Annotated in this window: 19 protein-coding genes and 1 tRNA gene; 5 read left to right on the forward strand and 15 right to left on the reverse strand. The window is 63.8% G+C overall.

Annotation, left to right across the window (positions count from 1 at the left end; genetic code table 11):
* Positions 1 to 19: 19 nt before the first annotated feature.
* Complete coding sequence (glmU, locus tag P2T60_RS08795; protein ID WP_276278872.1) at positions 20 to 1,216, reverse strand: bifunctional sugar-1-phosphate nucleotidylyltransferase/acetyltransferase; 1,197 nt, start codon at positions 1,214 to 1,216, stop codon at positions 20 to 22.
* A 433-nt stretch (positions 1,217 to 1,649) separates the two neighbouring features.
* Between glmU and glmS the strand changes: the two genes are divergently transcribed.
* The gene (gene glmS / locus P2T60_RS08800) at positions 1,650 to 3,473 is read left to right on the forward strand and encodes a glutamine--fructose-6-phosphate transaminase (isomerizing) (protein ID WP_276278873.1); all 1,824 of its coding nucleotides are present in this window, start codon (positions 1,650 to 1,652) and stop codon (positions 3,471 to 3,473) included.
* 78 nt (positions 3,474 to 3,551) lie between these two features.
* Entirely contained in the window at positions 3,552 to 4,502 is a 951-nt protein-coding gene (locus P2T60_RS08805) for a polysaccharide deacetylase family protein (RefSeq protein ID WP_276278874.1), read from the forward strand.
* A 642-nt stretch (positions 4,503 to 5,144) separates the two neighbouring features.
* On the opposite strand, the gene P2T60_RS08810 is transcribed toward P2T60_RS08805, so the two are convergent.
* From P2T60_RS08810 to P2T60_RS08820, 3 genes are all read right to left on the reverse strand, one after another.
* Positions 5,145 to 5,230: transfer RNA gene (locus tag P2T60_RS08810), tRNA-OTHER, on the reverse strand.
* 40 nt (positions 5,231 to 5,270) lie between these two features.
* Positions 5,271 to 7,625, reverse strand: a complete 2,355-nt coding sequence (locus tag P2T60_RS08815; protein ID WP_276278875.1) for a PAS domain-containing protein — start codon at positions 7,623 to 7,625, stop codon at positions 5,271 to 5,273.
* Between the two features lie 103 nt (positions 7,626 to 7,728).
* Positions 7,729 to 8,583, reverse strand: coding sequence for a CheF family chemotaxis protein (locus tag P2T60_RS08820; protein WP_276278876.1), 855 nt, complete (start codon positions 8,581 to 8,583; stop codon positions 7,729 to 7,731).
* A gap of 251 nt (positions 8,584 to 8,834) precedes the next feature.
* Between P2T60_RS08820 and P2T60_RS08825 the strand changes: the two genes are divergently transcribed.
* Positions 8,835 to 9,857 (forward strand): lysylphosphatidylglycerol synthase transmembrane domain-containing protein, encoded by a 1,023-nt coding sequence (locus P2T60_RS08825; protein ID WP_276278877.1) that lies wholly within the window; start codon positions 8,835 to 8,837, stop codon positions 9,855 to 9,857.
* A 15-nt stretch (positions 9,858 to 9,872) separates the two neighbouring features.
* Here the strand turns inward: P2T60_RS08825 and flaJ are convergent, their stop codons facing one another.
* Positions 9,873 to 11,609: an archaellar assembly protein FlaJ gene (gene flaJ / locus P2T60_RS08830; RefSeq protein WP_276278878.1), complete on the reverse strand. Its 1,737-nt coding sequence runs from the start codon at positions 11,607 to 11,609 to the stop codon at positions 9,873 to 9,875.
* A 285-nt stretch (positions 11,610 to 11,894) separates the two neighbouring features.
* On the opposite strand from flaJ, the gene P2T60_RS08835 reads away from it, so the two are divergent.
* Both P2T60_RS08835 and P2T60_RS08840 read left to right on the forward strand, forming a co-directional pair.
* A complete protein-coding gene (locus P2T60_RS08835) occupies positions 11,895 to 12,116 on the forward strand; it encodes a hypothetical protein (RefSeq protein ID WP_276278879.1) in 222 nt (73 codons plus the stop codon).
* 137 nt (positions 12,117 to 12,253) lie between these two features.
* The gene (locus P2T60_RS08840) at positions 12,254 to 12,466 is read left to right on the forward strand and encodes a hypothetical protein (RefSeq protein ID WP_276278880.1); all 213 of its coding nucleotides are present in this window, start codon (positions 12,254 to 12,256) and stop codon (positions 12,464 to 12,466) included.
* Here P2T60_RS08840 and P2T60_RS08845 read toward each other — a convergent pair.
* The 10 genes from P2T60_RS08845 to cheA form a co-directional block, all read right to left on the reverse strand.
* Entirely contained in the window at positions 12,463 to 14,253 is a 1,791-nt protein-coding gene (locus P2T60_RS08845) for a type II/IV secretion system ATPase subunit (RefSeq protein ID WP_276278881.1), read from the reverse strand. The genes P2T60_RS08840 and P2T60_RS08845 overlap by 4 nt on opposite strands.
* A gap of 18 nt (positions 14,254 to 14,271) precedes the next feature.
* Positions 14,272 to 15,033 (reverse strand): archaellum protein ArlH, encoded by a 762-nt coding sequence (arlH, locus tag P2T60_RS08850; RefSeq protein ID WP_276278882.1) that lies wholly within the window; start codon positions 15,031 to 15,033, stop codon positions 14,272 to 14,274.
* Positions 15,030 to 15,479, reverse strand: coding sequence for an archaellum stator protein ArlG (gene arlG / locus P2T60_RS08855; protein ID WP_276278883.1), 450 nt, complete (start codon positions 15,477 to 15,479; stop codon positions 15,030 to 15,032). The genes arlH and arlG overlap by 4 nt, the downstream gene beginning before the upstream one ends.
* Complete coding sequence (gene arlF / locus P2T60_RS08860; protein ID WP_276278884.1) at positions 15,480 to 15,926, reverse strand: archaellum stator protein ArlF; 447 nt, start codon at positions 15,924 to 15,926, stop codon at positions 15,480 to 15,482.
* Positions 15,910 to 17,379 (reverse strand): FlaD/FlaE family flagellar protein, encoded by a 1,470-nt coding sequence (locus P2T60_RS08865; RefSeq protein ID WP_276278885.1) that lies wholly within the window; start codon positions 17,377 to 17,379, stop codon positions 15,910 to 15,912. The genes arlF and P2T60_RS08865 overlap by 17 nt, the downstream gene beginning before the upstream one ends.
* 119 nt (positions 17,380 to 17,498) lie before the next feature.
* Positions 17,499 to 18,326: a CheR family methyltransferase gene (locus P2T60_RS08870; RefSeq protein ID WP_276278886.1), complete on the reverse strand. Its 828-nt coding sequence runs from the start codon at positions 18,324 to 18,326 to the stop codon at positions 17,499 to 17,501.
* Positions 18,323 to 18,832, reverse strand: coding sequence for a chemotaxis protein CheD (locus P2T60_RS08875; protein ID WP_276278887.1), 510 nt, complete (start codon positions 18,830 to 18,832; stop codon positions 18,323 to 18,325). The genes P2T60_RS08870 and P2T60_RS08875 overlap by 4 nt, the downstream gene beginning before the upstream one ends.
* A gap of 2 nt (positions 18,833 to 18,834) precedes the next feature.
* A complete protein-coding gene (locus P2T60_RS08880; RefSeq protein ID WP_276278888.1) occupies positions 18,835 to 20,007 on the reverse strand; it encodes a chemotaxis protein CheC in 1,173 nt (390 codons plus the stop codon).
* A 4-nt stretch (positions 20,008 to 20,011) separates the two neighbouring features.
* Entirely contained in the window at positions 20,012 to 20,626 is a 615-nt protein-coding gene (locus tag P2T60_RS08885; RefSeq protein WP_276278889.1) for a chemotaxis protein CheC, read from the reverse strand.
* A 14-nt stretch (positions 20,627 to 20,640) separates the two neighbouring features.
* On the reverse strand, positions 20,641 to 22,776 hold the full coding sequence (gene cheA / locus P2T60_RS08890; RefSeq protein WP_276278890.1) for a chemotaxis protein CheA: 2,136 nt from the start codon (positions 22,774 to 22,776) through the stop codon (positions 20,641 to 20,643).

Below are 22,776 nucleotides of genomic sequence, written 5' to 3' on the forward strand. Positions count from 1 at the left end.
GGCGACCCGGTTTCCCTTCCTATCGGTCGCGCGTGACGGTTTCTCCCGGCGGAACTCCGACGCCCGGCGAGAGTTTCGTGCCGACGTTCAGCGAGACGTTGATGCCGGTCTTGGCGTCGTCGCCGACGACGACGCCGAACTTCCGGCGGCCGGTCGAAACCCGTTCGCCTTTCACGGTGAGTTTCACGGGCTCGTCGTCGTGGCGGAGGTTGGCGACGTTCGTCCCCGCGCCGAAGTTGACGTTCCGGCCCAGCACGCTGTCGCCGACGTAGCTGAGGTGGCCGACAGTCGCGCCGGGCATCAGGACGCTGTTTTTGACCTCGACGCCGTGGCCGACTTTAGCGTCCTCGCCGAGAAGGGTCGCGCCGCGGACGTACGCGTTCGGGCCGACGCTCGCGCCCGCCCGGACGAGCGCGGGACCCTCGATAACGACTCCGGCGTCCACGCTCGCGCCTTCTTCGACGACGACTGGACCGCGAAGGTCGGCCGTTTCGTGGACCTCGCCGCGTATCTCGCGGTCTAACTCGTCGATTTTCCACTCGTTGGCTTCCAGCAGTTCCCACGGTCGGCCCACGTCTAACCAGCGGTCGAGTTCGACCGCAGACACGTCGTACTCCGCGACGGTGCGGGCGAGAACGTCGGTAATCTCGCGCTCGCCACGCTCGCTCTCCGGTACGTCGAGCCACTCGCGGGCCTCGTCGGGAAAGAGGTACGCGCCGGTGTTTGCGAGGTTCGTCGGCGGGTCGGCGGGTTTCTCCACGATGTCGGTGACGACGCCGCCTTCCGTCGAGAGGACGCCGTAGTTCGAGGGGTCCTCGACCCGGAACGCGCCCACCGCGGGTCCCGAATCGAACAGTTCGGCGATAGCGTCGGGGTCGTAGAGGTTGTCGCCGTTGAGGACCGCGAATGGACCGTCCAACTGGTCGCGGGCCGCCCGCACCGCGTCGGCGGTCCCGGCTTGAGTCTCTTGGACCGCGTAACTGACCGGGATGCCCGCGTACTCATCGCCGAAGTACTCGCGCACCGCGTCGGCCTCGTAGCCGACGACGAGAAGTAGTTCGTCCGCGCCCGCCTGCACCGCGGCGTCGGCCGCGTGCGCGGCCAGCGGTCGGTCGGCGACCGGCAACATCGGTTTGGGGAGTGACGCCGACAGCGGCCGAATCCGAGTACCCTCGCCCGCCGCGAGGACGACTGCCTGAACGCTCTGGGCTGTCATCGTGGGACAGACTCGGGGCGGAGACTTTGTTACCATCTCCTTGCGCGCCGGTAAGTGGGAGGTACCGAACCGATGGCGGACGCTTCTCCCGATTAATGGAGACCCAGCGGGTCGGACCGACGCCGGTACGGGCGGGGCAAATGACCGCGCGACTCGGGATAAGTCGGCCCTACGCGGGGCGTATTTTCTCCTACCGCCCAATCAGCGAGCGTATAACAAAGGGGTCTGGTGGCAATCTGTCGAACAGCACCCGCTTCCGTACGTCGGGGCGGTCAGGACGGTACAATGCGCGATGGACCGAACGGCGCGAACGATAGGCGGAGGTTACGTGACGGACTGTGCGGCACCGTCCCGAACTATCGCAGTACGAGACTCTAACCATGATAGCTACCAACACGATGCTGGCGCGTGAGACGACGGGGGTGTACTGCTGATGTGTGGAATCATCGCCCGTATCGGCGGTGACGACGACAGCGCAGTAGACGAACTGCTCACCGGACTCGAAAATCTGGAGTACCGCGGCTACGACTCGGCCGGACTAGCCATCAAGAACGGCGGCGGGCCGGAAGTCTTCAAGCGCGAGGGCGAAATCTCGAACCTGAAGGAAGCGCTGGCCGACGAGGTTCCCGACGGCGGACTCGGCATCGGACACACGCGGTGGAGTACCCACGGCCCGCCGACCGACGCGAACGCCCATCCTCACACCGACTGCACCGGCGACGTGGCGGTCGTCCACAACGGCATCATCGAGAACTACGACGAACTCAAATCGGAGTTGGTCGCCCGCGGCCACGAGTTCGAGAGCGACACCGACACCGAGGTCATCCCGCACCTCGTGGAGGAGGAACTCGCGGTGGGGGCCGACCCCGAAACCGCGTTTCGGCGGACGCTCGACCGGCTTTCGGGTAGTTACGCCGTGGCGATGATAACCGACCGCGACCACGCGGTGTACGCCACGCGGCGGGGGTCGCCGCTGGTGTTGGGCGTGGACGACGGCGAGTACTTCCTCGCCAGCGACGTGCCCGCGTTCCTCGATTTCACCGACGACGTGATTTATCTGGACGACGGCGACGTTGTGGTCGTTGAACCCGACGGCCACCGCATCTCGGCAGAAGAGGGCGAGACCGTAGAGCGGTCGGTCCAGACGGTCGAGTGGGACCCAGAGGACGCCGGGAAGGGCGGGTACGACCACTACATGCTCAAGGAGATTCACGAGCAACCCGCCGCGCTCCGTCAGACCCTACGGGGCCGGGCCGACCCGAGTACGGGCGACATCGACCTCGAAGACTTCCCGGCGGGAACGTTCGAGGACGTGAGCCGCGTCCAGTTCGTCGCCTGTGGCACCTCGTACCACGCCGGACTCGTCGGCGCGCAGTTCCTCTCGGAGGGCGGCGTGCCCGCCCAAGCGTTCCTCGCCAGCGAGTACGCCACCGCCCAACCGCCGGTGGACGACGAGACGCTGGTAATCGGCGTGACCCAGAGCGGCGAGACGGCCGACACGCTGTCGGCGCTCCGGCGGGCGAACGCCTCGGGCGCGACCACCCTCGCGGTGACGAACGTGGTGGGTTCGACCGCCGCCCGCGAGTGCGACGACGCGCTCTTCATCCGGGCCGGTCCGGAAATCGGCGTGGCCGCGACCAAGACGTTCTCCTCGCAGGTGGTCTCGCTGGCGCTTCTGGGCGAGCGACTCGTCCGGGACGTGACCGACTCGCGGACCGACGACGCCCGCGAGCGACTCGAAGCCCTCTCGGACCTGCCGGGCCACGTCCAGCAGATTCTCGACTACACGAGCGCCCGGCGCATCGCCGAGAGCTACCGGGACAGCGACGCCTACTTCTTCATCGGCCGGGGGTCGGTCCGACCGGTGGCGCTGGAGGGCGCGCTCAAGTTCAAGGAAATCTCCTACGAACACGCCGAGGGGTTCGCCGCGGGCGAGTTGAAGCACGGCCCGCTGGCGCTGGTCACGCCCGAGACGCCCGTCTTCGCGGTGTTCACCGGGCGCAACGACGAGAAGACCCTCGGGAACGTCAAGGAGGCCGAGGCGCGAGGTGCGCCGGTGATTGCGGTCGCCAGCGACGGACAGGAGTCGGTCCACCAGTACGCCGACGAGGTGTTGACGATTCCCGACACCCACCCGGACGTGGCGGGCGTGCTGGCGAACGTCCAGTTGCAACTGCTGTCGTACCACGCCGCCGACCTGCTCGGGCGTGCCATCGACAAGCCCAGAAACCTCGCAAAGAGCGTGACCGTCGAGTAGAAACCCACGATTACCGTGCAGAACACTGTTGAACAGTCGGCCCGATTTACTCGCCGACCGACGCATAGTAACGATACGATGGGTTCTGTCGTACTCTCCCTCGACGCCGAACTCGCGTGGGGGTTCCACGACCGCGAGGCGATGCCCGAAGACCGGGTGACTACGGCCCGCGAGTCGTGGCTTCGACTGTTGGAACTGTTCGACGACTACGGAGTCCCGGCGACGTGGGCGGTCGTCGGCCACCTGCTCCTCGATTCGTGCGACGGCGAACACGCCGACCACCCCGCCGCCGAAGACGGTTGGTTCGACCGCGACCCCGGAACGTGGGAGGGCCGGGACGAGCAGTGGTACGGCGCGAAGCTAATCGACGCCATCGAGGACGCCGACGCCGACCACGAGGTGGGGAGCCACACCTTCTCGCACGTCGAGATGGGCCACACCACGCGGGAAATCGCGTCGGCGGAGATGCGAACCTGCGTCGAACTCGCCGAACGCCGGGGTCTCTCGGTCGATTCGGTGGTCTACCCGCGCAACTACGTGGGCCACCGCGACGTGCTGGCGGCCTACGGCGTCAAGAGCTATCGGGGGACCCAACCCCGGCGGTGGTACGACCGGGGGGTCTTCGGGTCGGCGTCGAAACTGCTCGGGTGGCCCACGGGGGCAGTCTCGCCCACGCTGGTCACGCCGGAGGAAGACGAGTACGGACTGGTCAACGTCCCGGCCTCGCTCTATCTGTTCTGCTTCGAGGGCCGGGCGCGAAACGCCGTCGAGCGGGTGACCGAGGACCCCATCGTCAGCATGGCGAAGCGGGGCATCGACCGCGCCAGCACCGAAGACGGCGTGTTCCACATGTGGTTCCACCCGAACAACCTGACCGACGAACGGGACTTCGAGCGGATGGAGACCATCCTCGAACACCTCGCGGAGGTCCGGGACACGACGCCGCTCCGGGTCCAGACGATGGGGTCCATCGCGTCCGAGGTCAAGGACGACGAACCGCTTCCGCGCGAACCCATCGGCCCGCGCTGAGCGACTTCGGACTGAGAACCGAGAACTGGGAACTGGGGGTTTCCGGACGAGGTGGGCGCTTTCTCCGTCTCTTTTCGACAACTCGACGCGACTCTACTACTCGTTCCCGCCAACCGAGACCGCTGAAGCGTCGAAATCCGCGCGACCGAGACATCGGACCACGGGACGCGCGGAGTGTCACAGTCCACGGGACGCGCGCCGCGAGCGCCGACAGGCGCGAGCGGTGCGGGGAGGAACGGGGGAGCGGTGCGGTCTTCATCGGTTCGAGCCTGAAGCCAGCGTCGTCGTTTTCGCTCGCAGTCGCGGTCCGAGTGGTTCACGGACAGCTAGCCGCTTCGACGGTACGGTAGCAGTCACGGTGCCGTGCAGGTCCGACAGGGAGACATCTATAGCAATCTTTTGCAAATATGTATCTATTTGAAGAATACCTATAGGTGTCTAAAAGGATTCTAGAGGTTTCCTTAACGTCCGTCGGAAAAGCAGAAGGGCGGGAGTCGAACTCGCCGAGACGGTCCGGGCGTGCGGCGCTTCGCGCCGTTCCGGGCCTGCGACTCGTCTGCTCGACTCCCTTCTGCTCGTTCTGTGGCTCACAGTCTGGCGAGTACACGCTACGCGGTACTCGCCGATTTAGGAGCCACAGAACGGAAGGGGCGGGAGTCGAACCACGCGAAGCCTGTAAGGCGACCACCGGGAGAGCCGGTGACGCTCTACCACTGAGCTACCCTTCCACGGTCGGCGTACAGCCAGAACCTCCGTCCGGGAGGCCTATCAACGTTCCGCAGGTTCGCTCTCGTGGACCGTCACGCGCGAGAACTCGAAACGCGCGCCCGTCTCGTCGTCCCGGTCGTCGGCAATATCGACCGACCAGCCGTGAGCGTCGGCGATGGACTCCACGATAGCGAGTCCGAAGCCCGTTCCCTCCTCGTCGGTGGTGAATCCGTGGTCGAAGACGTTCCCGTGCAGGTCCTGCGGGATGCCCGGCCCGTCGTCGGCGACGTAGAACCCCGTGCAGTCGTCGAGGACGCCGACTTCGATTCGAGTCACCGAGTCGTCACGTTCCGCGGCGTCATCGGCCCCCGGCCGGTTGCTCGCGGGGCCGCGCTCCTCGGCGTCGTCACTCTCGGAGCGACTGCCCGGGGAACTGTGTTCCACCGCGTTCCGGAAGAGGTTCTCCAGCAGTTCCCGGAAGCGAGCGGGGTCGGCGTCCACCACCACGTTGTCCGCCAGCGACAGAGTGGCCTCCTTCGTGTCGGCAGTCTCCCACGCGGCTTCCGCGGCCGCCGACAGCGCGACCGGTTCGGTCTCGTCTACGACCTGTCCCTGCCGGGCGAGCGTGAGCAAGTCCTCGACCAGCGAGTCCATCCGGTCTAGCGACCGACCGATGGGAGCGAGGTGACTGCTGTCGCACTCGGATTCGAGCAGGTCGAACCGGCCGAGCGCGACGTTGAGCGGGTTGCGCAGGTCGTGGCTGACAACGCTGGCGAACTCTTCGAGTCGCTCGTTCTGCCGGGCTAGTTGGCGCTCGCGCTCTTTCTGTTCGGTAATATCGACGTAGATGGCGAACGCTTCGGTCTCGCCGTTGCCCGCCGGAGCGGTGTGGAGCAGGAAGTCCCGGTCGCCACAGCAGGTCCGGCGGTGGGCCTCCTCGCCCTCGATTCGGTCGCCGTGGCGCACTCGCTCGTTGAGCGACCTGCCCTCTTCGTGGCAGTCCTCGGGGAGGATGTAGTCGTCCACCGGGTCGCCGACGATAACGTCTTCGGACCACCCGAACACGTCCTCGAACGCCGGGTTCACCGACTTGCACACCGCGTCGGCACCGTCTATCTCGTAGCGCAACACGGAGTTTGGCACGTTCTCGAACAGGGCGGCGAACCGGTCGCGTTCGGCCCGGAGTTCGGTCTCGGTCCGGACGCGCGCCAGCGCCTCCGAGACGTGTGCCGAGAGGAGTTCGGTCAACTCGCGGTCGTCGGCGTCGAACCCGTCGGGTTCCTTCGTGACCGCCTGAAACACCGCGAAGTCGCCTATCGGGACGGTGAGCGCCGACCGATACTCGCTTTCGGCGGGCACCGCACCGGTCTCGCGCAGGTCTTCGACCAGCGACGACTCGCCCTCGCGGTACGCTCGGGCCGCGAGGTTGTCCTCGGCGTCTATCGGCGTCTCGTCGTAGTAGTCGTCGGTCGAGACCATCTTAGAGACCGCTCGGGTCCGGAGCGCGCCGTCCTCGTGGGCGTCCACCGTGCAGAGGTCGAACGCCAGTATCTCTTCGGCAGTCTCGATGGCGAGGTCGTAGACCTCCTGTTCGGACTCACAGGCGACCGCTCGGGCGGCAACGTCGTGGAGCGCCTCGATTTTCTGCTTGGTCTCGCGCAGTTCCAACTGGGCGCGACGGCGCTCGGTGACGTTCCGGAAGTAGACCGACAGGCCGTCCTCGGCGGGGTAGATGCGCACTTCCAGCAACGTCCCCGGCCGAAACTTCGACTCGGCTTCGAGCGTGACCGGTTCTTGGGTTTCGAGGGCCTCTCGGTAGGCGTCGCGGAACTGCTGGCCCATCTCCACGTCGAACGCCTCGCGGATGTCCTCGCCGAGCAGTTGCTCGGGGTCGTGACCGAAGAAGTCTGCCGCGCGCTCGTTGACGTAGCGAAACTGCCAGTCGTCGTCGAGGGCGAAGAACGCGTCGGTGATGCGCTCGAAGATGCGCCGAATCTGCTCGTCGGCTTCCTCGGCCTCGCGTTCGGCGCGGTACTGGGCCACCGCGTTCTCGACGCGGTTGGCCAACACCGCGTACTGGTCGGTGCCCGTCCCCTTCTGGAGGTAGTCGGTGACGCCCGCCGAAATCGCTTCCGAGGCGATTTCCTCGCTCCCCTTCCCCGTGAACAGGACGAAAGGGAGGTACGGAGCGGCCTCCCGAACTCGGTCGAGGAACTCCAGTCCGTCCATCTCGGGCATCTCGTAGTCGCTGACCACGCAATCGACCTCCCCGCCGACTACGTGGGCCAGTGCGTCGTCCGGGTCGGTCTCCACGACCGTCTCTATCCGGTCGTTCGCCCGCTGTAAGTACGTAGCGGTCAAATCCGCGATGGCCGAGTCGTCGTCCACCAGCAGGACGCGGATGGCGTTCCCCATACTATGGTTATTGTTACCATTCATTAGTATAAAAATCCATAGGAGTGTTGCAGAAATATATAGCCCGGAATAAATTGCCGAACGGCGAGACGGACGGTAAATCTTAGGTGTTCACCGTCTCGATGCGGTCGCTGACCAAGAGTTGCCCCTGTGCGGTCAGCGAGAGTCCCTTCTCGCCCTCGTCTATGAGACCCTTCTCGCGCAGGTCGTTGAGGAGCATCGTGACCCGACTCGAATCGACACCGAGCGTTCCGGCGAGGTCCCCGCTTCGCGCGCCGGAGTAGATGGCGACGAGCGCCTCCATCTCCGTCTCGGAAGTCTTCACGTCCTCCACCTCCTGAGCGAGTTCGGAGTACTCCAGTCGGAGGTAGCGCCCGAGCAAGTTGAGTTTGCGGTCGCTCCCGACGGCGAACTCGGAGGTCACGGCCTGCCCCTCGGCGGCGTGGCGCACGACGAGGACGAGTCCGATGTCGCGCTTCTCTTTCTGGAAGTAGGTGACGTTGTTGAGGTTCACCGTGACGGACTCGGAACCGACGAACCGGACCGCGCCGGGTTCTATCTTGAGTTTCGCCGGACGGAACGACGCGCCCGTGACTCGGCCGCCGACCCGCGTTGGGTGTTTGACTTTCGCCTCCGAACCGTTGAGTTCGGCTTTGAACAGCACGGTCTTGAATCGGGAGACTTCCTCGGTTCCCGCCTCCACGACTGCCACCCGGCGACTGTCACCGTCCCGGTAGGCGATAGTGATGGTGTCCTGAAAGAACGACTCCAAGTCGCCCGGAACGTGCCCGACGTTGATGTCGAAGATGTCGGTGAGCGGCACCGTCGTCTTCGAGTCCGTAGTCGCAAGCACCAGACGCTTCTGGCTGAGGACGATTCGACCCTTGACTGGTTCGGGCGAATCGAACGTATCGAGGCTGAAGCGTGCGACGAAGTCGGCGATGACCTTTTCGGACATGGTTTGTCGAGCGACGCCCGCGGTCGGCGCGTCTCTCTTTGAAGAGCAATTCTCAGTAAGGGTAAATATTTTTTCGGTCCATCGAGACGAGAGCGTCTTCTCTCGGACGCGCGCCGCGCACGAAGCGCGGCGCGCGTGCGGGCACAGGATGCGCGACCCGCCGCGCGCGGCGTGTGGCCCCAGACGCGTAGTTCTGCGCGCGACCCCCGGAGCCACGAGACCTAACTGCCTCGTCGCCGTTTCGTGTGTAGATGTCCACCGAAACGTCCGGCGAGGTGTTCGACCGGCGCACGACCCTCAAGGTCGTCGTCGGATTCGGGGTGGCGGTGGTGCTTCTGTACTTCTTCGGTCGGGTCATCGGGTGGGGCGAAATCCTGCGAACGCTCCGGCGCGCCCAACCGGTCTGGCTCGGAGTGGCCTGTCTCTCGACTGTCGTCTCGCTGGTCATCTGGGCCAAGTCGTGGGACGTGATTCTCTGCGCGGTGGGTATCGACGTGCCCTTCTGGAAAATCGTCGTGACCTACTTCGCGGCCACCTTCGCCGACTACGCCACGCCGTTCGGGAAGGCCGGTGGCGGCCCGTTCATCGCCTACGTGCTGGCCGCCGACACCGAGGCCAACTATCAGGACAGTCTCGCCAGCGTCGTCACCGCCGACCTGTTGAACCTGCTCCCGTTTTTTACCTTCGCGGGACTCGGCACCGTCGCGCTCCTGATTCAGGGCGAGATTCCCCGACAGGCGGAGATGCTCGTCGCCGGACTCGGGACGCTCGCCATCGTCCTTCCGCTCGCCATCTACGGGTCGTACCGCCACCGGAACTTCGTGGAGCGTCTCGTGGTGAAGGTGCTGTCGCCCGTGGCGGCCCGCACCGACCGCATCGACGCCGAGAGCGTCCGGGACCGAATCGGGGAGTTCTACGGTCTCGTGGACCGAATCGCGGACAGTCGGCGGCAACTCGGCTACACGCTGGTTCTGGCGTACGTCGGGTGGCTGTTTTTCGCCGCGCCGCTCTACCTCGCGGGCCGAACCCTCGGCGTCCACCTGAATCCGATGCTGGTGCTGTTCGTCGTCCCGGCGAGTTCGCTCGCGGGTATCGTCCCCACGCCGGGCGGCGTCGGCGGCGTCGAGTTCGCGCTGGTCGGCCTGTTGGTCGCGTTGGCGGCACTTCAGACCGACCTCGCCGCGAGCGTGGCGTTGGTCTACCGGGTGGCGAGTTACTGGTTCGCACTCGCGCTCGGCGGACTCGCGGCGTTCACCGTCATCCACCGGACGTGACGCGAAAACGGAATCTCAGACGTTCAGGAACGACCCGACGACGATGCGGGTGAACACCGCGATACTGCTGGAAATCCACGTCAGCAGGACGAAGTGAACGTAGGCGTTTATCTTGTGGCCGCCGTCGGCGATGCGAATCATCAGCGACGACAGCACGGAGTTGAGCAGGATGATGATGATGAGCAGGTACTCGATGGTCGGGATGTCGTACACGTCGGTGTGGATGATGGTCCCGAAGTCGAACTGACTCGTGTTGAGACCCACCGACATGCTCGACAGCACTTCCACAATTTCCAGACCGATGAAGAACGCGAAGGTAGAGGCCGCCGTAATCCCGTAGAGGACGCCGATGAGGGTGACGGTGGACTGGGCGCGGCGCTCGCGGAGCTGTAACACTTTGTTCATGTTGCTGGAGATAAGTTCCCCGAGTTTCTTGGGGTCGCCACCCATCTGGCGGCCGACGAGGAACATCTCGCTGAACTTCTGGATGAGGTACGACCGCGAGTCCGACGTGAAGTGTCGCCACGCCATCGAGGGTTCGATGCGCATGTTGAGGCGCTTGTAGAGGTCGTCGACGTTGTCGGTCAGCGCGCCGAAGTCCTTCCCGCGGAGACTTTCGAGGACTTTCGTCGTCGTACTCTGCTTGGCGCTCTCGGTGGCACCCAGCGCCCGGATGAAACTCGTGAACTCGTCGTCGCGTTCCTTGATTTGCTCTTCTTCCTTGCGCGCGACGATGCCGGGTATCAGAAGCGGCGTGGACGGAATCGCGGCGTAGAACGGCAACGGAATCGAGTCGGGGTCGATGCCGGTCCGTCCGAGCAGAATCAGCAGGCACGCGCCCATGACCAGCAGAGTCAGGACGAGACCGGCCGCGACGGAGATGCGGATGCGCCACTCGCTATCGGTGGTCTGGCCCTCGGGGTGGTACCAGAGCGGGTCGTAGGGCGCGGTGTTGCGAATCATCACGAGGAATCCGGTCTGGACGAACGCGAACATGACGACGACGGCGCTGACGGTCATCGTCGGGTTCGTTCCCGTCAGAATCGGTAGGACGGTTGCGAACACCAGCGCGAACGTCACGGACAGCACCATCGAGAGGTAGAGGTCCTTCATCACTTCGAGGTTCTCCAGCGACCCCTCGTAGATAGTGACGTAGTTCTCGATAACCACGTCCTGTTCGCTCAGCAGGAAGTCCTGAATCTCCTGTCCGGCGTTGATAGTGTACGCGAGGCGGTCCAAGAAGTCGGCGAAGGGCTTGCTCGGGGACTTGTTCGCCCGCAGGCGCAGGGCGTCGTCTAAGCTCTGGTTCCACGTGTCCACCAGTTGGGTGATGCGGCGCATCTCCTCGGCCAGCGCGCCGTACTCCTCTTCCTCGCCGAGGGTCCGGAACACCTCCACGCGGTCGATGTTCGCCGTCGAGAGGATGGTCATGTGGGTGATGAACAGGTGGAGTCGGTCCTCTATCTCCTTGCGCTTCTGGTCGCGCAGAATCTTCGGGTAGATGACCGCGACCACCAGCGACAGCAGACCGAGCAACGGAATCGGCGTGGCGATGAGCGGCGGGAAACTCGTGACGACGTAGACGGCCACCGTCAGCAGGAAGAACAGTATCGAGGGGGCCACGACCAGCGCGAGGTATCGGGAGACGGGCGTCTCCATGTGCTGGTAGGACTCGATGGTCGAGGACGCGAAGCTAGCGAGGAGGTCTTTGGCGTCCTTCGACGGTTCCCCGGATTGTTCGTTGGTCGCCATGGTGGTCAGTTGGGGAGCAGGTGTTCGCGGGATTTTCGTCCCACCTTCATCTCTTTTTCCCTCGAAGTATTTGTATTGATACTTTATCGAGCGACTCGTCGGCAACCGAGTCCGGGCCGCTCGGCGTTCGACCGGCCACGGACCCGTCGTCGGGAGGTAGCGGCCCTACTACGACCGCTCGTCGCGACGCATCGCGACGAGCGGGACGGCGGCCGGGTAAACATATATTCCCTAAAGAAATAAATATCTATGGATAATAAACACAAATATTGCTTTCCTTCGCCGGTGCCGTTCGGAGACGGTCCCGCTCACTGCGCCGCCGGGCGCGCGACTGTCGCGGCGTCGGTCGCTTCGCTCCCGACGCCGCGCGCCGGGACCGAACGGTCCACCGGCGAACGCTCGGCCCGACAGACCACCGGACGCCCCGGCCGACCACTCCACGGAAACGCGCCCGACCGACCAACCGACGGCAAACGCTCGGCCGACCACCCGCCGTCGGGCGGATAAAGGGGCCGCCCGCTCGCGTCCATTTTAGTCGTCTGAGCGACCACTATCCGAGCGAGCGAAGCGAGCGACGGATATGTCGGTCAGCGACCGCGAGCGGGCGGGGGCTTTCTGGGCGTTCGTCACGACGGTTCCTGCGGTTGCAGTTGCTGTGTCGTCACGTAGCGAGCGGGCGGGGGCTTTCGAAACTCTCCATCTCCGGCGACAGCGACGGAGACACCGACCTCGACCGCAAAAACAGCAATTCCAACACCGACGACAGAGACGACAACAGCGACGACACCGACAACAGCACACTCCGACGACGCGAAAAAGCGACCGACCACCGGAAACAGCGACCAAAACCCGGCTAGTCGATGGACCGGTGGATGTCGAACGGCAGTTCGTCCACGCCGCCGCGCTGGAACGCCTCGATGGTCTCGTTGACCTCGTGGTAGCCGAGGATGTTCTCGTCTATCATCCGTTCCATGAGTTCGGCGCGGAAGTCGAGTTCGTCGTAGATGTCGCGGGTGTTCTCGTACCCGAGCAGGGTCGCAATCTGCTCTTCGAGGACGTAGGAGTTGTTCATGCCTTGGAAGACGATTTCGTCCTCCACGGGGTCCCAGTAGAACGACTGGCGGGTGACGACGCCGCCCATCTCCTTGGAGTAGCCTTCGATTTCCTGCACGGAGGTCACGCGACGAAGCACGTCGTCGCCTTGCTTGACTCGGTTCTGGAACAGCGCAACGTCGGCGTTGTCCATGAACGTCTCGGGGATGTTGATGGGGTCCCCGGTGAAACGCTGAATCATCGAAACGATGTCCGAAGCGTGGAACGTCAGCATCACGGGGTGGCCGGTCTGTGCCGCCTGAAACGCCATTCGACCCTCTTCGCCACGGACCTCACCCACGATGATGTAGTCCGGGCGAGAACGGAGCGCGGCCGCCACGAGGTCGAACATGTCCACGTCCGAGGAGTCCTCGCCGCCGCCCTCGCGGGTCAGGAGTTGCTGCCACGTGTCGTGTGGCGGGAGGACCTCGGAGGTGTCCTCCGCGGTGTAAATCTTCGAGTCCCGCGGGATGAACGACATGATACAGTTCAGCGTCGTGGTCTTCCCGGACGCCGTCTCTCCGACGACGAACACCGTCTGTTCGTTCTCCAGACAGAGCCAGAGGTACGCCGCCAGTTTTGGCGAGAGCGTCCCCCACTTGGTAATCTGGGCCACCGACAGCGGCGTCCCCTCGCCCTGACGAATGGTGAGGCTCGGTCCCTTCAGACTCACGTCGTCGGAGTAGATGATGTTGATACGGGACCCGTCGGGCAGAGTGGAGTCCACGATGGGGTCGGAGTCGCTCACGGGGTCGCCGATTCGCTCGCCCATGTTGCGTAGCCAGTTGTCGAACCGGTCGGGAGACCCGAAGTCCACGCTGGTCCCGAGCATGCCGAAGGTGCCGTGGTCCACGTACGTCTCGTGGGGACCGATGACGTGGATGTCCTCGTTGGCCGGGTCGCGCATGATGGGTTCCAGCGGGCCGAACCCCACGATGTCGCGGTTGAGGCGGTACCGGATGTTCTCGTAGGTCTGCTCGGACACCTCGTAGGTTCCGATGTTGGTGAAGTCCTTGACGACCCGCACGATGTCGTCGGTCGAGAACGTCCGGACGCCCTGCTTGAAATCGTTGTACGAGACGTTCTTTATCCAGTTGAGAATCTGCTCGGCCGAGACGTTCTGGAGGTTCATCCGGCCGCCACCGCCGCCGTTCTCGCCGTCGTTGACCAGCACCGTGTCGTCGAGCAGTTCCTCGATTCGGTCGTCGTACTCCGCCTCGTCTTGGGGTGCGGGTTTCTTGACGCTCTTTTCGAGAATCTCGCCGCGGACCTTGCCGAACAGCTCCTGTTCGGTGCCCGAGAGTTCGGGTTCGACCGCGTAGTACTCGGTGTCTTGGCCCACGTCACCGTAGATGTGACAGTAGATGGGACCGCCGACCGGGTAGATGACGTTGGGCTTTTCGGCCTCCCACTCGTCGTCCGGTTCGTCTATGAGTCGCGGGAACTCCCCGGTGAACTGTTTGAACCGCTTCAGATAGTCCCGCAGGTGGGGTCGCCGCATGGCGACTTCCCGAAGGTCGTCCTGAATCTGTGCGGTCCCGTGTTCTGTCATAGTAGATGTAAACGGTCGTTAGGCGACGCTACGACTCTCGATGACGATTCCGGCGTCGGCCCGCACGGAGAACCCGATGGTGTCACCGACCTGTTCACCCATCCCGGCGAACCGCTTAACCGAAATGTTCCGGCGAACGTCGTTGCCGACTTCGACCATCTGGAGTTCCATGAACACGTCGGCGATGGCCCGGAACGGGCCGATTGCTTCCTCGTCCACCGTCGAGGGGTCCACCGTGAGGACGATGACCTGCCCTTGGGACACGAGGTCACGGAAGAACGAGATGATTTCGAGGGCGGCTTGGCGCTCCTCGTTCTGGCGAATCAGCGCCTCGAACTTGGGGTCGTTACGGAGGATTGCGTCGAACGTGTCGATGACGATAACGTCGGCGTGCCACATCGCTTCGGCGTTCATCAGTCGATTGAGCAGTTCCTTGCGGTTGCCGTCCTCGTCTTCGGTCGTGGTCAACCGCCCGCCGCCGGTGTCAACGTCGGCGTGGAGGAACAGGAGTCGCTCGTCCAGCAGGTGTTCCTCGATGTTGTACGACAGCGAGTGCATCTGGTCGATGAACCCGCTGACGGTCAGTTCGGTCGAGAGGAGCGTGACCGAGTGGCCCGTCTCGCAGAGGCCGTAACTGAACCGCTGGCTGATGGCCGACTTTCCGGCACCGTAGTCGCCCTCGATGAGGACGATGGAGCCACGGGGGATGCCGCCGCCGAGTTCGTGGTTCAGTCGGTCGTGGTCTTCGAGGCCGAGGGAGTAGAGATTGTCTTGGCTCATGTTCTGAACTTCAGCACCTCCTTGTCGTTGTTGACGATAATCGCAACGCGATGGTCTTCGTTCTCGGCCAGCGTCTCGGAAAACTCGATTTTGGCGACGTTGCCGACGCGCCACGACGGGCCGTCTAGGACCGTCACCGTCGCCGTCGCCTGATACTGGCCGTCTATCAGTACGTCGATGCGGTCGCTCTCCGCGGGGAGTGAGCGTGACCCCGTGTTCTTCACGAGTACCGTCACGTTGTTTTCGGACTCGTTGTACACTGCGCCGCTACCGGGGTCGCTGATGATGGAGATGTCGGTGCGGATGTCGCCGCTCACGTCGATGCTCCGGTCGCCAAGCGCCGACGAGAGGCGCTGGACGCCCTGCGTGAACGTGCCAGCCACGCTCGCGGCGATGATGAGGCTGGCGATGAACAGGATGAGGTGTGAACTGGATACGCTCGCCACTCACACCACCTCCGACGCCGCGACGCCCGGTCCGGTCACGACCTTCACTCGGTCGGGGTCGGCGACAGAGACGTTGAGTTGAAGCGTCTCGCCGGGGAGCCACAGGTCGGTCTCGTTGTTTCCATCGACTTCCACCGTCACCATTTTCTGACTCGTTTGAGGCGTGTAGTTTCCATCTATAAGAATGTCGGTGTCATTAACCGAGAGGGTAGTCGAACCGGTGTTGGTCGCGTTCACGTTCAGGTACGTCTCGCCACCCGCGTTTGCGACCGAGGCGTCGGCGATGCTAACGTCGGTGTTCTGGCGCACCAACTCGTGGTCGGTGTTCTCCTCGTAGGCTTCGTTCACGCGCTCGAAGCCGTCGTTCGCGGCCGAGTACGCGATTCCGAAGCTGATGAATATCCCGAGGAACAGGACCACCGTCGCGCCGCTAACGCTGAATCCCATCGCGCCCACCTCGAATCTGCGCGCAGTGTTCGACGATTTTCCGCTGGACGGCGTCGCCGGTCAGCTGGCTCAGGAAGGTGAGGCTCTGGATGTGGTCGTCAACTTCGAGTGTGGCAGGACCAGTTTCCTCGGTGTCTACCGAGTCCACGTCGGCGAATCCGCTCACGAACGCCAGAAGCTCCTCCTCGACCGACTCGCTAATCCAATCTATGTCGCCGTAGTACTGTATCGTGCGAACCGCGTCCTCGGCCCCGAACTCCGTGACGAGGAACTCCAACCACTCCATCACCACGAGGTCCGAGACGTAACCGTTCGGGAGTTCCGCGAGGTAGGGTTTCCCCCCGCGTGCGGAGTTCCCCGCGGCGGGCGTAGCGGGTTCCGCGGAATCGGGCGGAGCGGGTTCGTCGTCGGAGGGTTCCTCGAACTCGAAGTCGCCGTCGGCGGGGTCGTCCGACGTAGCCTCGGCTTCGAGCGTCTGCTCGGGGTCGGGACCCCCTTCGGGCGCGCCTTCTCCTTCCTCGGCCCAGTCTGCTTCCCCCGACTCGTACTCCTCTTTGAGTTCCGCGAACGTCGAACCGCCTGCCTGTCCGCCGTCGTCTTCGTCGCCCTCGTCGGCGTCCATCGCGGGGTCGTCGTCTAAGGCCTCGTCGGGTGAGTCGAAACCGAGGTCCTCCTCGAAGTCGTCTTCGTCGTCCTCGAGGCCGTCTTCTTCGCCGAAGTCGTCTACGTCGTCGAAATCGTCGGTCTCCTCGAAATCGTCTTCTTCCTCGAAATCGTCGGTCTCCTCGAAATCTTCTTCCTCGTCGAAGTCGTCGTCGAAGAAACTCTCGGCCTCGGCGTCGGCGATGTCTTCGTTGAGGTCGCCTTCTTGCTCCTCCTCCTCCTCGTCGCCGTCGAACAGGCCGAAGCCACCGCCACCGTCGTCGCCGAACCCGTCGCCGCCGCCCATGCCGCCCTGTTGAACGTCGTCCACGAACGGGTTGACGCCGCGGGTGACCATCTCGTAGATTTCGAGGAGTTTCCGGACGTTCTCCTCGGTCTCGTCCACCTTCGAGCTAATCTGTTCGTTCTCGCTCCTGACGGTTCCGACCGTCGAGGAGATTTCCGCGACTTCGTTTTCGAGGTCGTCGATTCGGTTCTCCAGTTCTTGGGACGGCCCGGACCCGCCGTCGCCCATGTCGAACTCGTCGTCTCCCCCCCCGTCGGCCCAGTCGTCCATCTCCCCGTCCATCCCCATACCGTCGTCCATACCGCCGAAGTCGTCGTCCATCTCGCCGCCCCCGTCGTCGCCCATACCGTCGCCGAAGAGGTCGTCGTCGCCGCCGCCACCGCCGCCGCTGTCGGCTTCGACGCTCTCACCCTCCTCTTCGTCCATGAAATCCATGATTCCCATGCCGACCAAGCCCGTCCCGAGGAGGTAGACGAACTGGTCGCTGAGACCGATAAGTTTCATTGTCGTCAACAGCGAACTTCCAGCACATTAATCTTCCCCCTGAGTTATCAACTCTGATACTGCCAGCCCAGCCGCTCTTAAGCCGCCACAGAACGCCCCGCGGTCTCGTTTCGTAGTAGTTACTGCTGGATTGATATACTATCTATTTTTCGATATATACGGAGCCGTCGAGCCACTGGCTCGAACGCTGGCTTGAGCAGTTCGGGGAGGGTCTCGGTCTTACCGATGACGAGATAGCCGTCTTTCGACAGCGACTTCGAGACCGTCTCCAGAATCGGAAGTTTGTGTTCGGTGTCGATGTAGATAAAGAGGTTCCGACAGATAACGAGGTCGAAGTTCGACTTCGGGTCGCCGTTGATGAGGTCGTGGCGCTCGAACGACACGAGGTCTTTCACCGCGTCGGTCACGGCGAACCGGTCGCCGTCCCGTTCGACGTACTGCTCGTACTCGTCCAACGGTGCGAGTTGCTCGCCGATGTCGGTCGTGCGCGTACTCTCGTAGACGCCGCGCCGGGCGGCCGAGAGGATTTCGCGGTCGATGTCGGTCGCGGTAATCTCGATGGCCGAGTCGTCGACTTCGGGGTCGTCGAGCGCCAGCATCGACAGCGAGTAGGGTTCCCGGCCGTCCGAACAGGCCGCGCTCCAGAGTCGAACTCGGTTGCGCTCGGCCGAGAGCGTCCGGAGGACCGACCGTAGCTGTTCCCACACCTCGGGATTTCGGAAAAAGCTCGTGACGTTGACCGAGAAGGCGTCTAGCAGGGCCTCCTGTTCGCGCTCGTCGTCTTCGAGCAAGTCGAGGTAGCCGTCGTACCCCTCGGTGTCGGTCCGGCGCATCCGCGAGGAGACCCGCCGGTCTAAGTACGCGTCGTCGTAGTAACTCGTGGCGAATCCGAGGTCGGTCTCCACGTAGTCCAAGAGTCGGTCGAACGCCTCGTCGTCGGGCGTCATAGCGTCTCGTCTCCTTGGTGGGTACTCGTCACCGTCAGGGTCCACGTCTCGGGGACCAACACGAGCGACCGGCCGTGACCGCCGCCCACGTCCTCGGCGACGACCGGAACGTCTCGGTCTTCGAGGGCCTGTCGCGTCCGCTCGACGTTTCGCTCGCCGACGCCTTCGCTGACCCCCGAGAAGTCGAACATCCGACTGCCGCCCGCGAGTTTGGCTTCCGTGAGAGCAGGGTCGGCCCCCGCGTCTTCGACCGCGGCTATCAGTCGTTCGACCGCGATGTCGGCCGACTTCGCGGGTTTGCCTCTGTCGTCCCCGGTCGCCTCGGGGAGCATGACGTGGGCCAACCCTGCGACACCGGCGGTCGGGTCCCCGACTGCGACGCCGACGCAGGAACCGAGACCGCTGGTCGTGAGTCGAGTGTCGCCACTGGCGACTGCGAGTTCGGCGACCCCGACTTTCACGCGGTCGGGTGCGTCGTCGGTGAGAGGTTGGCGTTCCGTCGTCATACTCATAACGACCCTGCTTTCGTCGTTCGCTCGGCCGTCGCGTCCGGGTCGAGGTCCTCCAAGGCGGCCCGGAGTTCGCTCTCGTCGGGGATGGCGTAGATTTCGCAGTCGAACTCCCGGTCGTCGGCGCGCAGGGTCGCGTCGAACAGGAACGCGAACGCCTGTCGCTGGCCGAGGCGCGCGACCACGGACTCGGCGACTGCCCGACCCATGTCGTGGACGAACTGCGGCGGCGAGATGTCGATGGTGGTGTCCAACACGTTCGCCCACCCGTCGATGAAACTGCTGGTCATCACGTTACCGATTTCTTTCATCGCCGACTGCTCTTTGCCGTCGAACGTTTCCACCTCGTCGGTGCCGGGGACCAAGGCCGCGACGACTTCGCGGGCCGACGCCTCGTCGAACAGTATCATGACGTACCCCCCGAGCGCCGTCTCGAACTCGAGGACGACGCCGACGTACTTCTGGTCGCGCAGTTCCGCGGGCACGTCTTCGACAGGGACGAAGTTCAGTTGGGTGATGTCTACGCCCGTGTCGATGCCGGTCATCGCCGAGATGGTCTCGGAGGCCGTCTCCGCCCCGGTTTCCGCCATCTCGCGGAGGGTGGCGAACTTCTCGACCGGAATCTTCTCGTCGCCGCCCAAGAGCATCTCCTGCATGGAGTCGGGGTCGGGGAACATGTGGAACTCCACGTCCAGTGCCTCGCCGACTGCGCCGACGCGGTTCCGGAAGACGAACGCCCGGTCTCGCTCGAATCCAGTGGCGTCGAGCAGTTCCTCGCCCGACCCCTCGACGTACTCGGGCGGCGAGATGTCGATGGTCGTTTCGAGGTGGTCGGCCCAACTGTCGATGAAACCGCTGGTGACGACGTTGCCGACTTCCTTGACCGCGCTCTCTTCGAAGCCAGCACCGGGCAGGAGGGTATCTAACAGCGTCTCGACGCCTTCCGGCGAGAAAGTCAACAGACTCTTCCCGTCGATACCGCCCTCGAAGTCGATGACGACGCCGATGCGCTCGTCCTCACGGCCGAGTTCGTCGGCGGACGCCAACGTCACTTCCGTTACGTCCACTGCGGTTTCGATACCGGTCATCCCGGTGAGGTTCTGGGCGGCGCGCTCTGCACCCGTCTGGGCTGTTCTACTGAACGTTCCCAACGACTCGATATCGACGTTCATGGTATCATATCTCTATCTGTTGCATCAGCGAAACGAGTTCCTCGAGTTCGGGGAACGTGTAGACCTTCACCTCCACGTCGGCCTCGCGTGCGTGTACGCGCGAGTCGAACACGAGTGCCATCTCGTCTCGGCGTGCGCCGACGAGGTTCTCGACCATCTTCGACCCCGCGCCGTAGGTGAACTTCGGCGTCGAGATGTCGATGGTGGTGTTCAGGACGTTCGCCCATCCGTCGATGAAACCGCTGGTCATGATGTTGCCTATCTCTTGGACCGCCGAGCGCTCCATGTCCGAAAAGCCCTTCGAGGAAGGGTCGGCGCTTCCGGGGAGCATCCCCGTGGCGAGTTTCTTCGCACTGCTCGCACTGAACAGGAACAGGATGTAGCCGTGGGGTGGTTCTACGAGTTCGATGTGGGTACCGACCTGCTTGTTGTGACCGACGTGGGTCTTGATGTCCTCGATGTCGAGGAAGTTGATTTTGGTAATCTCCATCTCGGTCTCCATTCCAGTCATCTGGTTGAGGTGATTGGCGACCGTGTTCGCCCCCTCTTTGGCCATCTGGTTGAACAGGTTCAGCTTTCGTATGTCGATTTGCAAGTTTCTATCGTCACCTCGGCTCATATCTCTCTCCTCTGTTACAGTGTTTCAACGTCCAGAATCGTCACCACGTCGCCCTCGCCGAGAACCGCGGCACCCGACAGGCCGGGAATGCCGCTGAGGATGCCCTCGAACGGTTTGACGACGACCTCTTCCTGACGGCTCACGGCGTCGCAGTGGATTGCGACTTTCCGCTCGGACTCCTTGACCCGAACCAGCATACCGTCGCCGTTCTTCGTCTCGCCGGGGACGTTCAGCGCCTCGCCGAGTCGCACGAGGGGATACACCGTGTCGTCGTGGGTGACGACTTCCTCGCCTTCGACGGTCTGTACGTCTTCCATCCGGCGAATCTCGTCCACGTTCTTGATGGGGATGCCGTACTCCTCGTCGCCCGACTGGACGAAGAGAACCTTCACGATGGCGACCGTGACCGGCAACGAGAGGCTGATTGTCGTCCCCTCGCCGGGTTCGCTGTCCACCCGAATCTCGCCGTCGAGTCGGGAGACGGTATCTTGAACCACGTCCATGCCGACGCCGCGTCCGCTCACGTCCGTCACCTCGTCGTTGGTCGAGAAGCCAGCGTGGAAGACGAGTTTCTGGGCCTCCTCCTTGCTCAACTTCTCGGCCTCTTCGCGGGTCAGGATGTCCTTCTGGATGGCTTTCGTCCGGATGGCGTTGGCGTCGATGCCGCCGCCGTCGTCCTCGACTTCGATGGTCACGCGGTCACGCTCGCGGAAGCCTCGGAGCCGAATCTTCCCCTCGGCCGGTTTGCCCGCCGCCTCGCGCTCCTCCGGCGGTTCGATGCCGTGGTCCACCGCGTTCCGGAGCAGATGCATCAGCGGGTCGCTAATCTCGTCCAAGATGGTGCGGTCCAACTCGATGTCGGTCCCCTCCATCCGGAAGTCTATCTCCTTCTCCTGTTCGCGGGCGAGGTCACGAACGAGGCGCGGGAACTTGTTGACCACCTTCTTCAGCGGGACTAGCCGCATGTCCATCACGGTGTCCTGTAGACTCGACGTAATCTTGTCGAGTTCGTCGAGGTGGTCCTCGGCGCTGTCGAGCTGGGACTGTTCGACCGACCGGCGAAGTTTGATTCGGCTCGTGACGAGTTGTTCGACCTGTCCGTGCAGGTCGTCCAACTGGTCCACGTCCACGCGCACCGACTGAATCGCCTCGATTTCCTCGGCGGTGGAGTCGTCGCTGGAGGAACCCGACGACCCGTCGTCCGCATCGTCGCCGCCCGTCTCTATCACGTCGTCGGCGGTGTCGGTCGAACCGCTCGCCGATTCGTCGGTCGTCTCGCTCTCGTCTCTCGTCTCGGCGTCGGTTCCGGAAGACCCGTCGGCGCTCGCGTCGCCCGCGCTCTCCACGTCGATTGCATCCACGTCGATTGCATCCACGTCAAGGGGCGTCACCGTCCCGCCCGAGATTTTGCCGACGGACTCGATGACGGACTTCACGTCGCTCGTGCTCTCGCCGACGACGAAGGCGTCGAAGCCGTCGTCGTACTCACCGTCGTTGAGCGAGTCCACGTCGGGGACCGCCCCGAGCAGTTCGAGGTCGTCGCTCAGACCCTCGAGGGCGAACATCGCGTCTACGCCCTTCATGTCGGGGTTGCCCATGTCCACGTCTACGTGGAACACGTCGCCGTCGGCGGTAGCGAGTGCCTCCGGGTCGTCGAGGTCCTCGACGGGAATCGAGTCGAGCGCCGTCGCCGACTCGTCGGCGTCGGCGCTCTCGTCGTCCGCGGTGTCCTCGTCGGCGGATTCGTCGGCGTCGTCACCGTCGGCCGCCGCGCCGCCGCGTTCGATGACCTCACGGATGTCCGCGATGATGTCTTCGGGGTCGATGTCGGACTCGCCGTCCTCCTCGATTTCGCCGAGCGCACGGTCGATTTCGTCCACGCCCGCGAACACGAGGTCCATGATTTCGGGCGTGACTTCCATCCGACCCTGCCGAATCTCGTCTAACAGGTCCTCGATGGCGTGTGCGAGGTCGCTCTCGTCCTGAAAGCCCATCGCGCCGAAGTTGCCCTTCAGCGTGTGGGCCGTCCGGAATATCGAGTCCATCGCGGCCTCGTCGCCGGGGTCGTCTTCCAGTTCGAGCAGGGAGTTGTTCAACTCCGTGACGTTCTCTTCGCTCTCACGTATGAAATCCTGTAAGTAATCTTCCAT

The sequence above is a fragment of the Halorussus caseinilyticus genome, assembly GCF_029338395.1.
GTDB classification, from domain to species: Archaea; Halobacteriota; Halobacteria; order Halobacteriales; family Haladaptataceae; genus Halorussus; species Halorussus caseinilyticus.

What these genes read in the sequence shown, in the direction of transcription:
- arlH (WP_276278882.1), bottom strand. Translation starts at nt 15,033, where the DNA reads ATGAGCCAAGACAATCTCTACTCCCTCGGCCTCGAAGACCACGACCGA.
- P2T60_RS08825 (WP_276278877.1), top strand. Translation starts at nt 8,835, where the DNA reads ATGTCCACCGAAACGTCCGGCGAGGTGTTCGACCGGCGCACGACCCTC.
- arlF (WP_276278884.1), bottom strand. Translation starts at nt 15,926, where the DNA reads ATGGGATTCAGCGTTAGCGGCGCGACGGTGGTCCTGTTCCTCGGGATA.
- P2T60_RS08880 (WP_276278888.1), bottom strand. Translation starts at nt 20,007, where the DNA reads ATGAACGTCGATATCGAGTCGTTGGGAACGTTCAGTAGAACAGCCCAG.
- P2T60_RS08885 (WP_276278889.1), bottom strand. Translation starts at nt 20,626, where the DNA reads ATGAGCCGAGGTGACGATAGAAACTTGCAAATCGACATACGAAAGCTG.
- glmU (WP_276278872.1), bottom strand. Translation starts at nt 1,216, where the DNA reads ATGACAGCCCAGAGCGTTCAGGCAGTCGTCCTCGCGGCGGGCGAGGGT.
- glmS (WP_276278873.1), top strand. Translation starts at nt 1,650, where the DNA reads ATGTGTGGAATCATCGCCCGTATCGGCGGTGACGACGACAGCGCAGTA.
- P2T60_RS08820 (WP_276278876.1), bottom strand. Translation starts at nt 8,583, where the DNA reads ATGTCCGAAAAGGTCATCGCCGACTTCGTCGCACGCTTCAGCCTCGAT.
- P2T60_RS08865 (WP_276278885.1), bottom strand. Translation starts at nt 17,379, where the DNA reads ATGAAACTTATCGGTCTCAGCGACCAGTTCGTCTACCTCCTCGGGACG.
- P2T60_RS08875 (WP_276278887.1), bottom strand. Translation starts at nt 18,832, where the DNA reads ATGACGACGGAACGCCAACCTCTCACCGACGACGCACCCGACCGCGTG.
- P2T60_RS08870 (WP_276278886.1), bottom strand. Translation starts at nt 18,326, where the DNA reads ATGACGCCCGACGACGAGGCGTTCGACCGACTCTTGGACTACGTGGAG.
- P2T60_RS08805 (WP_276278874.1), top strand. Translation starts at nt 3,552, where the DNA reads ATGGGTTCTGTCGTACTCTCCCTCGACGCCGAACTCGCGTGGGGGTTC.
- P2T60_RS08845 (WP_276278881.1), bottom strand. Translation starts at nt 14,253, where the DNA reads ATGACAGAACACGGGACCGCACAGATTCAGGACGACCTTCGGGAAGTC.
- P2T60_RS08815 (WP_276278875.1), bottom strand. Translation starts at nt 7,625, where the DNA reads ATGGGGAACGCCATCCGCGTCCTGCTGGTGGACGACGACTCGGCCATC.
- cheA (WP_276278890.1), bottom strand. Translation starts at nt 22,776, where the DNA reads ATGGAAGATTACTTACAGGATTTCATACGTGAGAGCGAAGAGAACGTC.
- flaJ (WP_276278878.1), bottom strand. Translation starts at nt 11,609, where the DNA reads ATGGCGACCAACGAACAATCCGGGGAACCGTCGAAGGACGCCAAAGAC.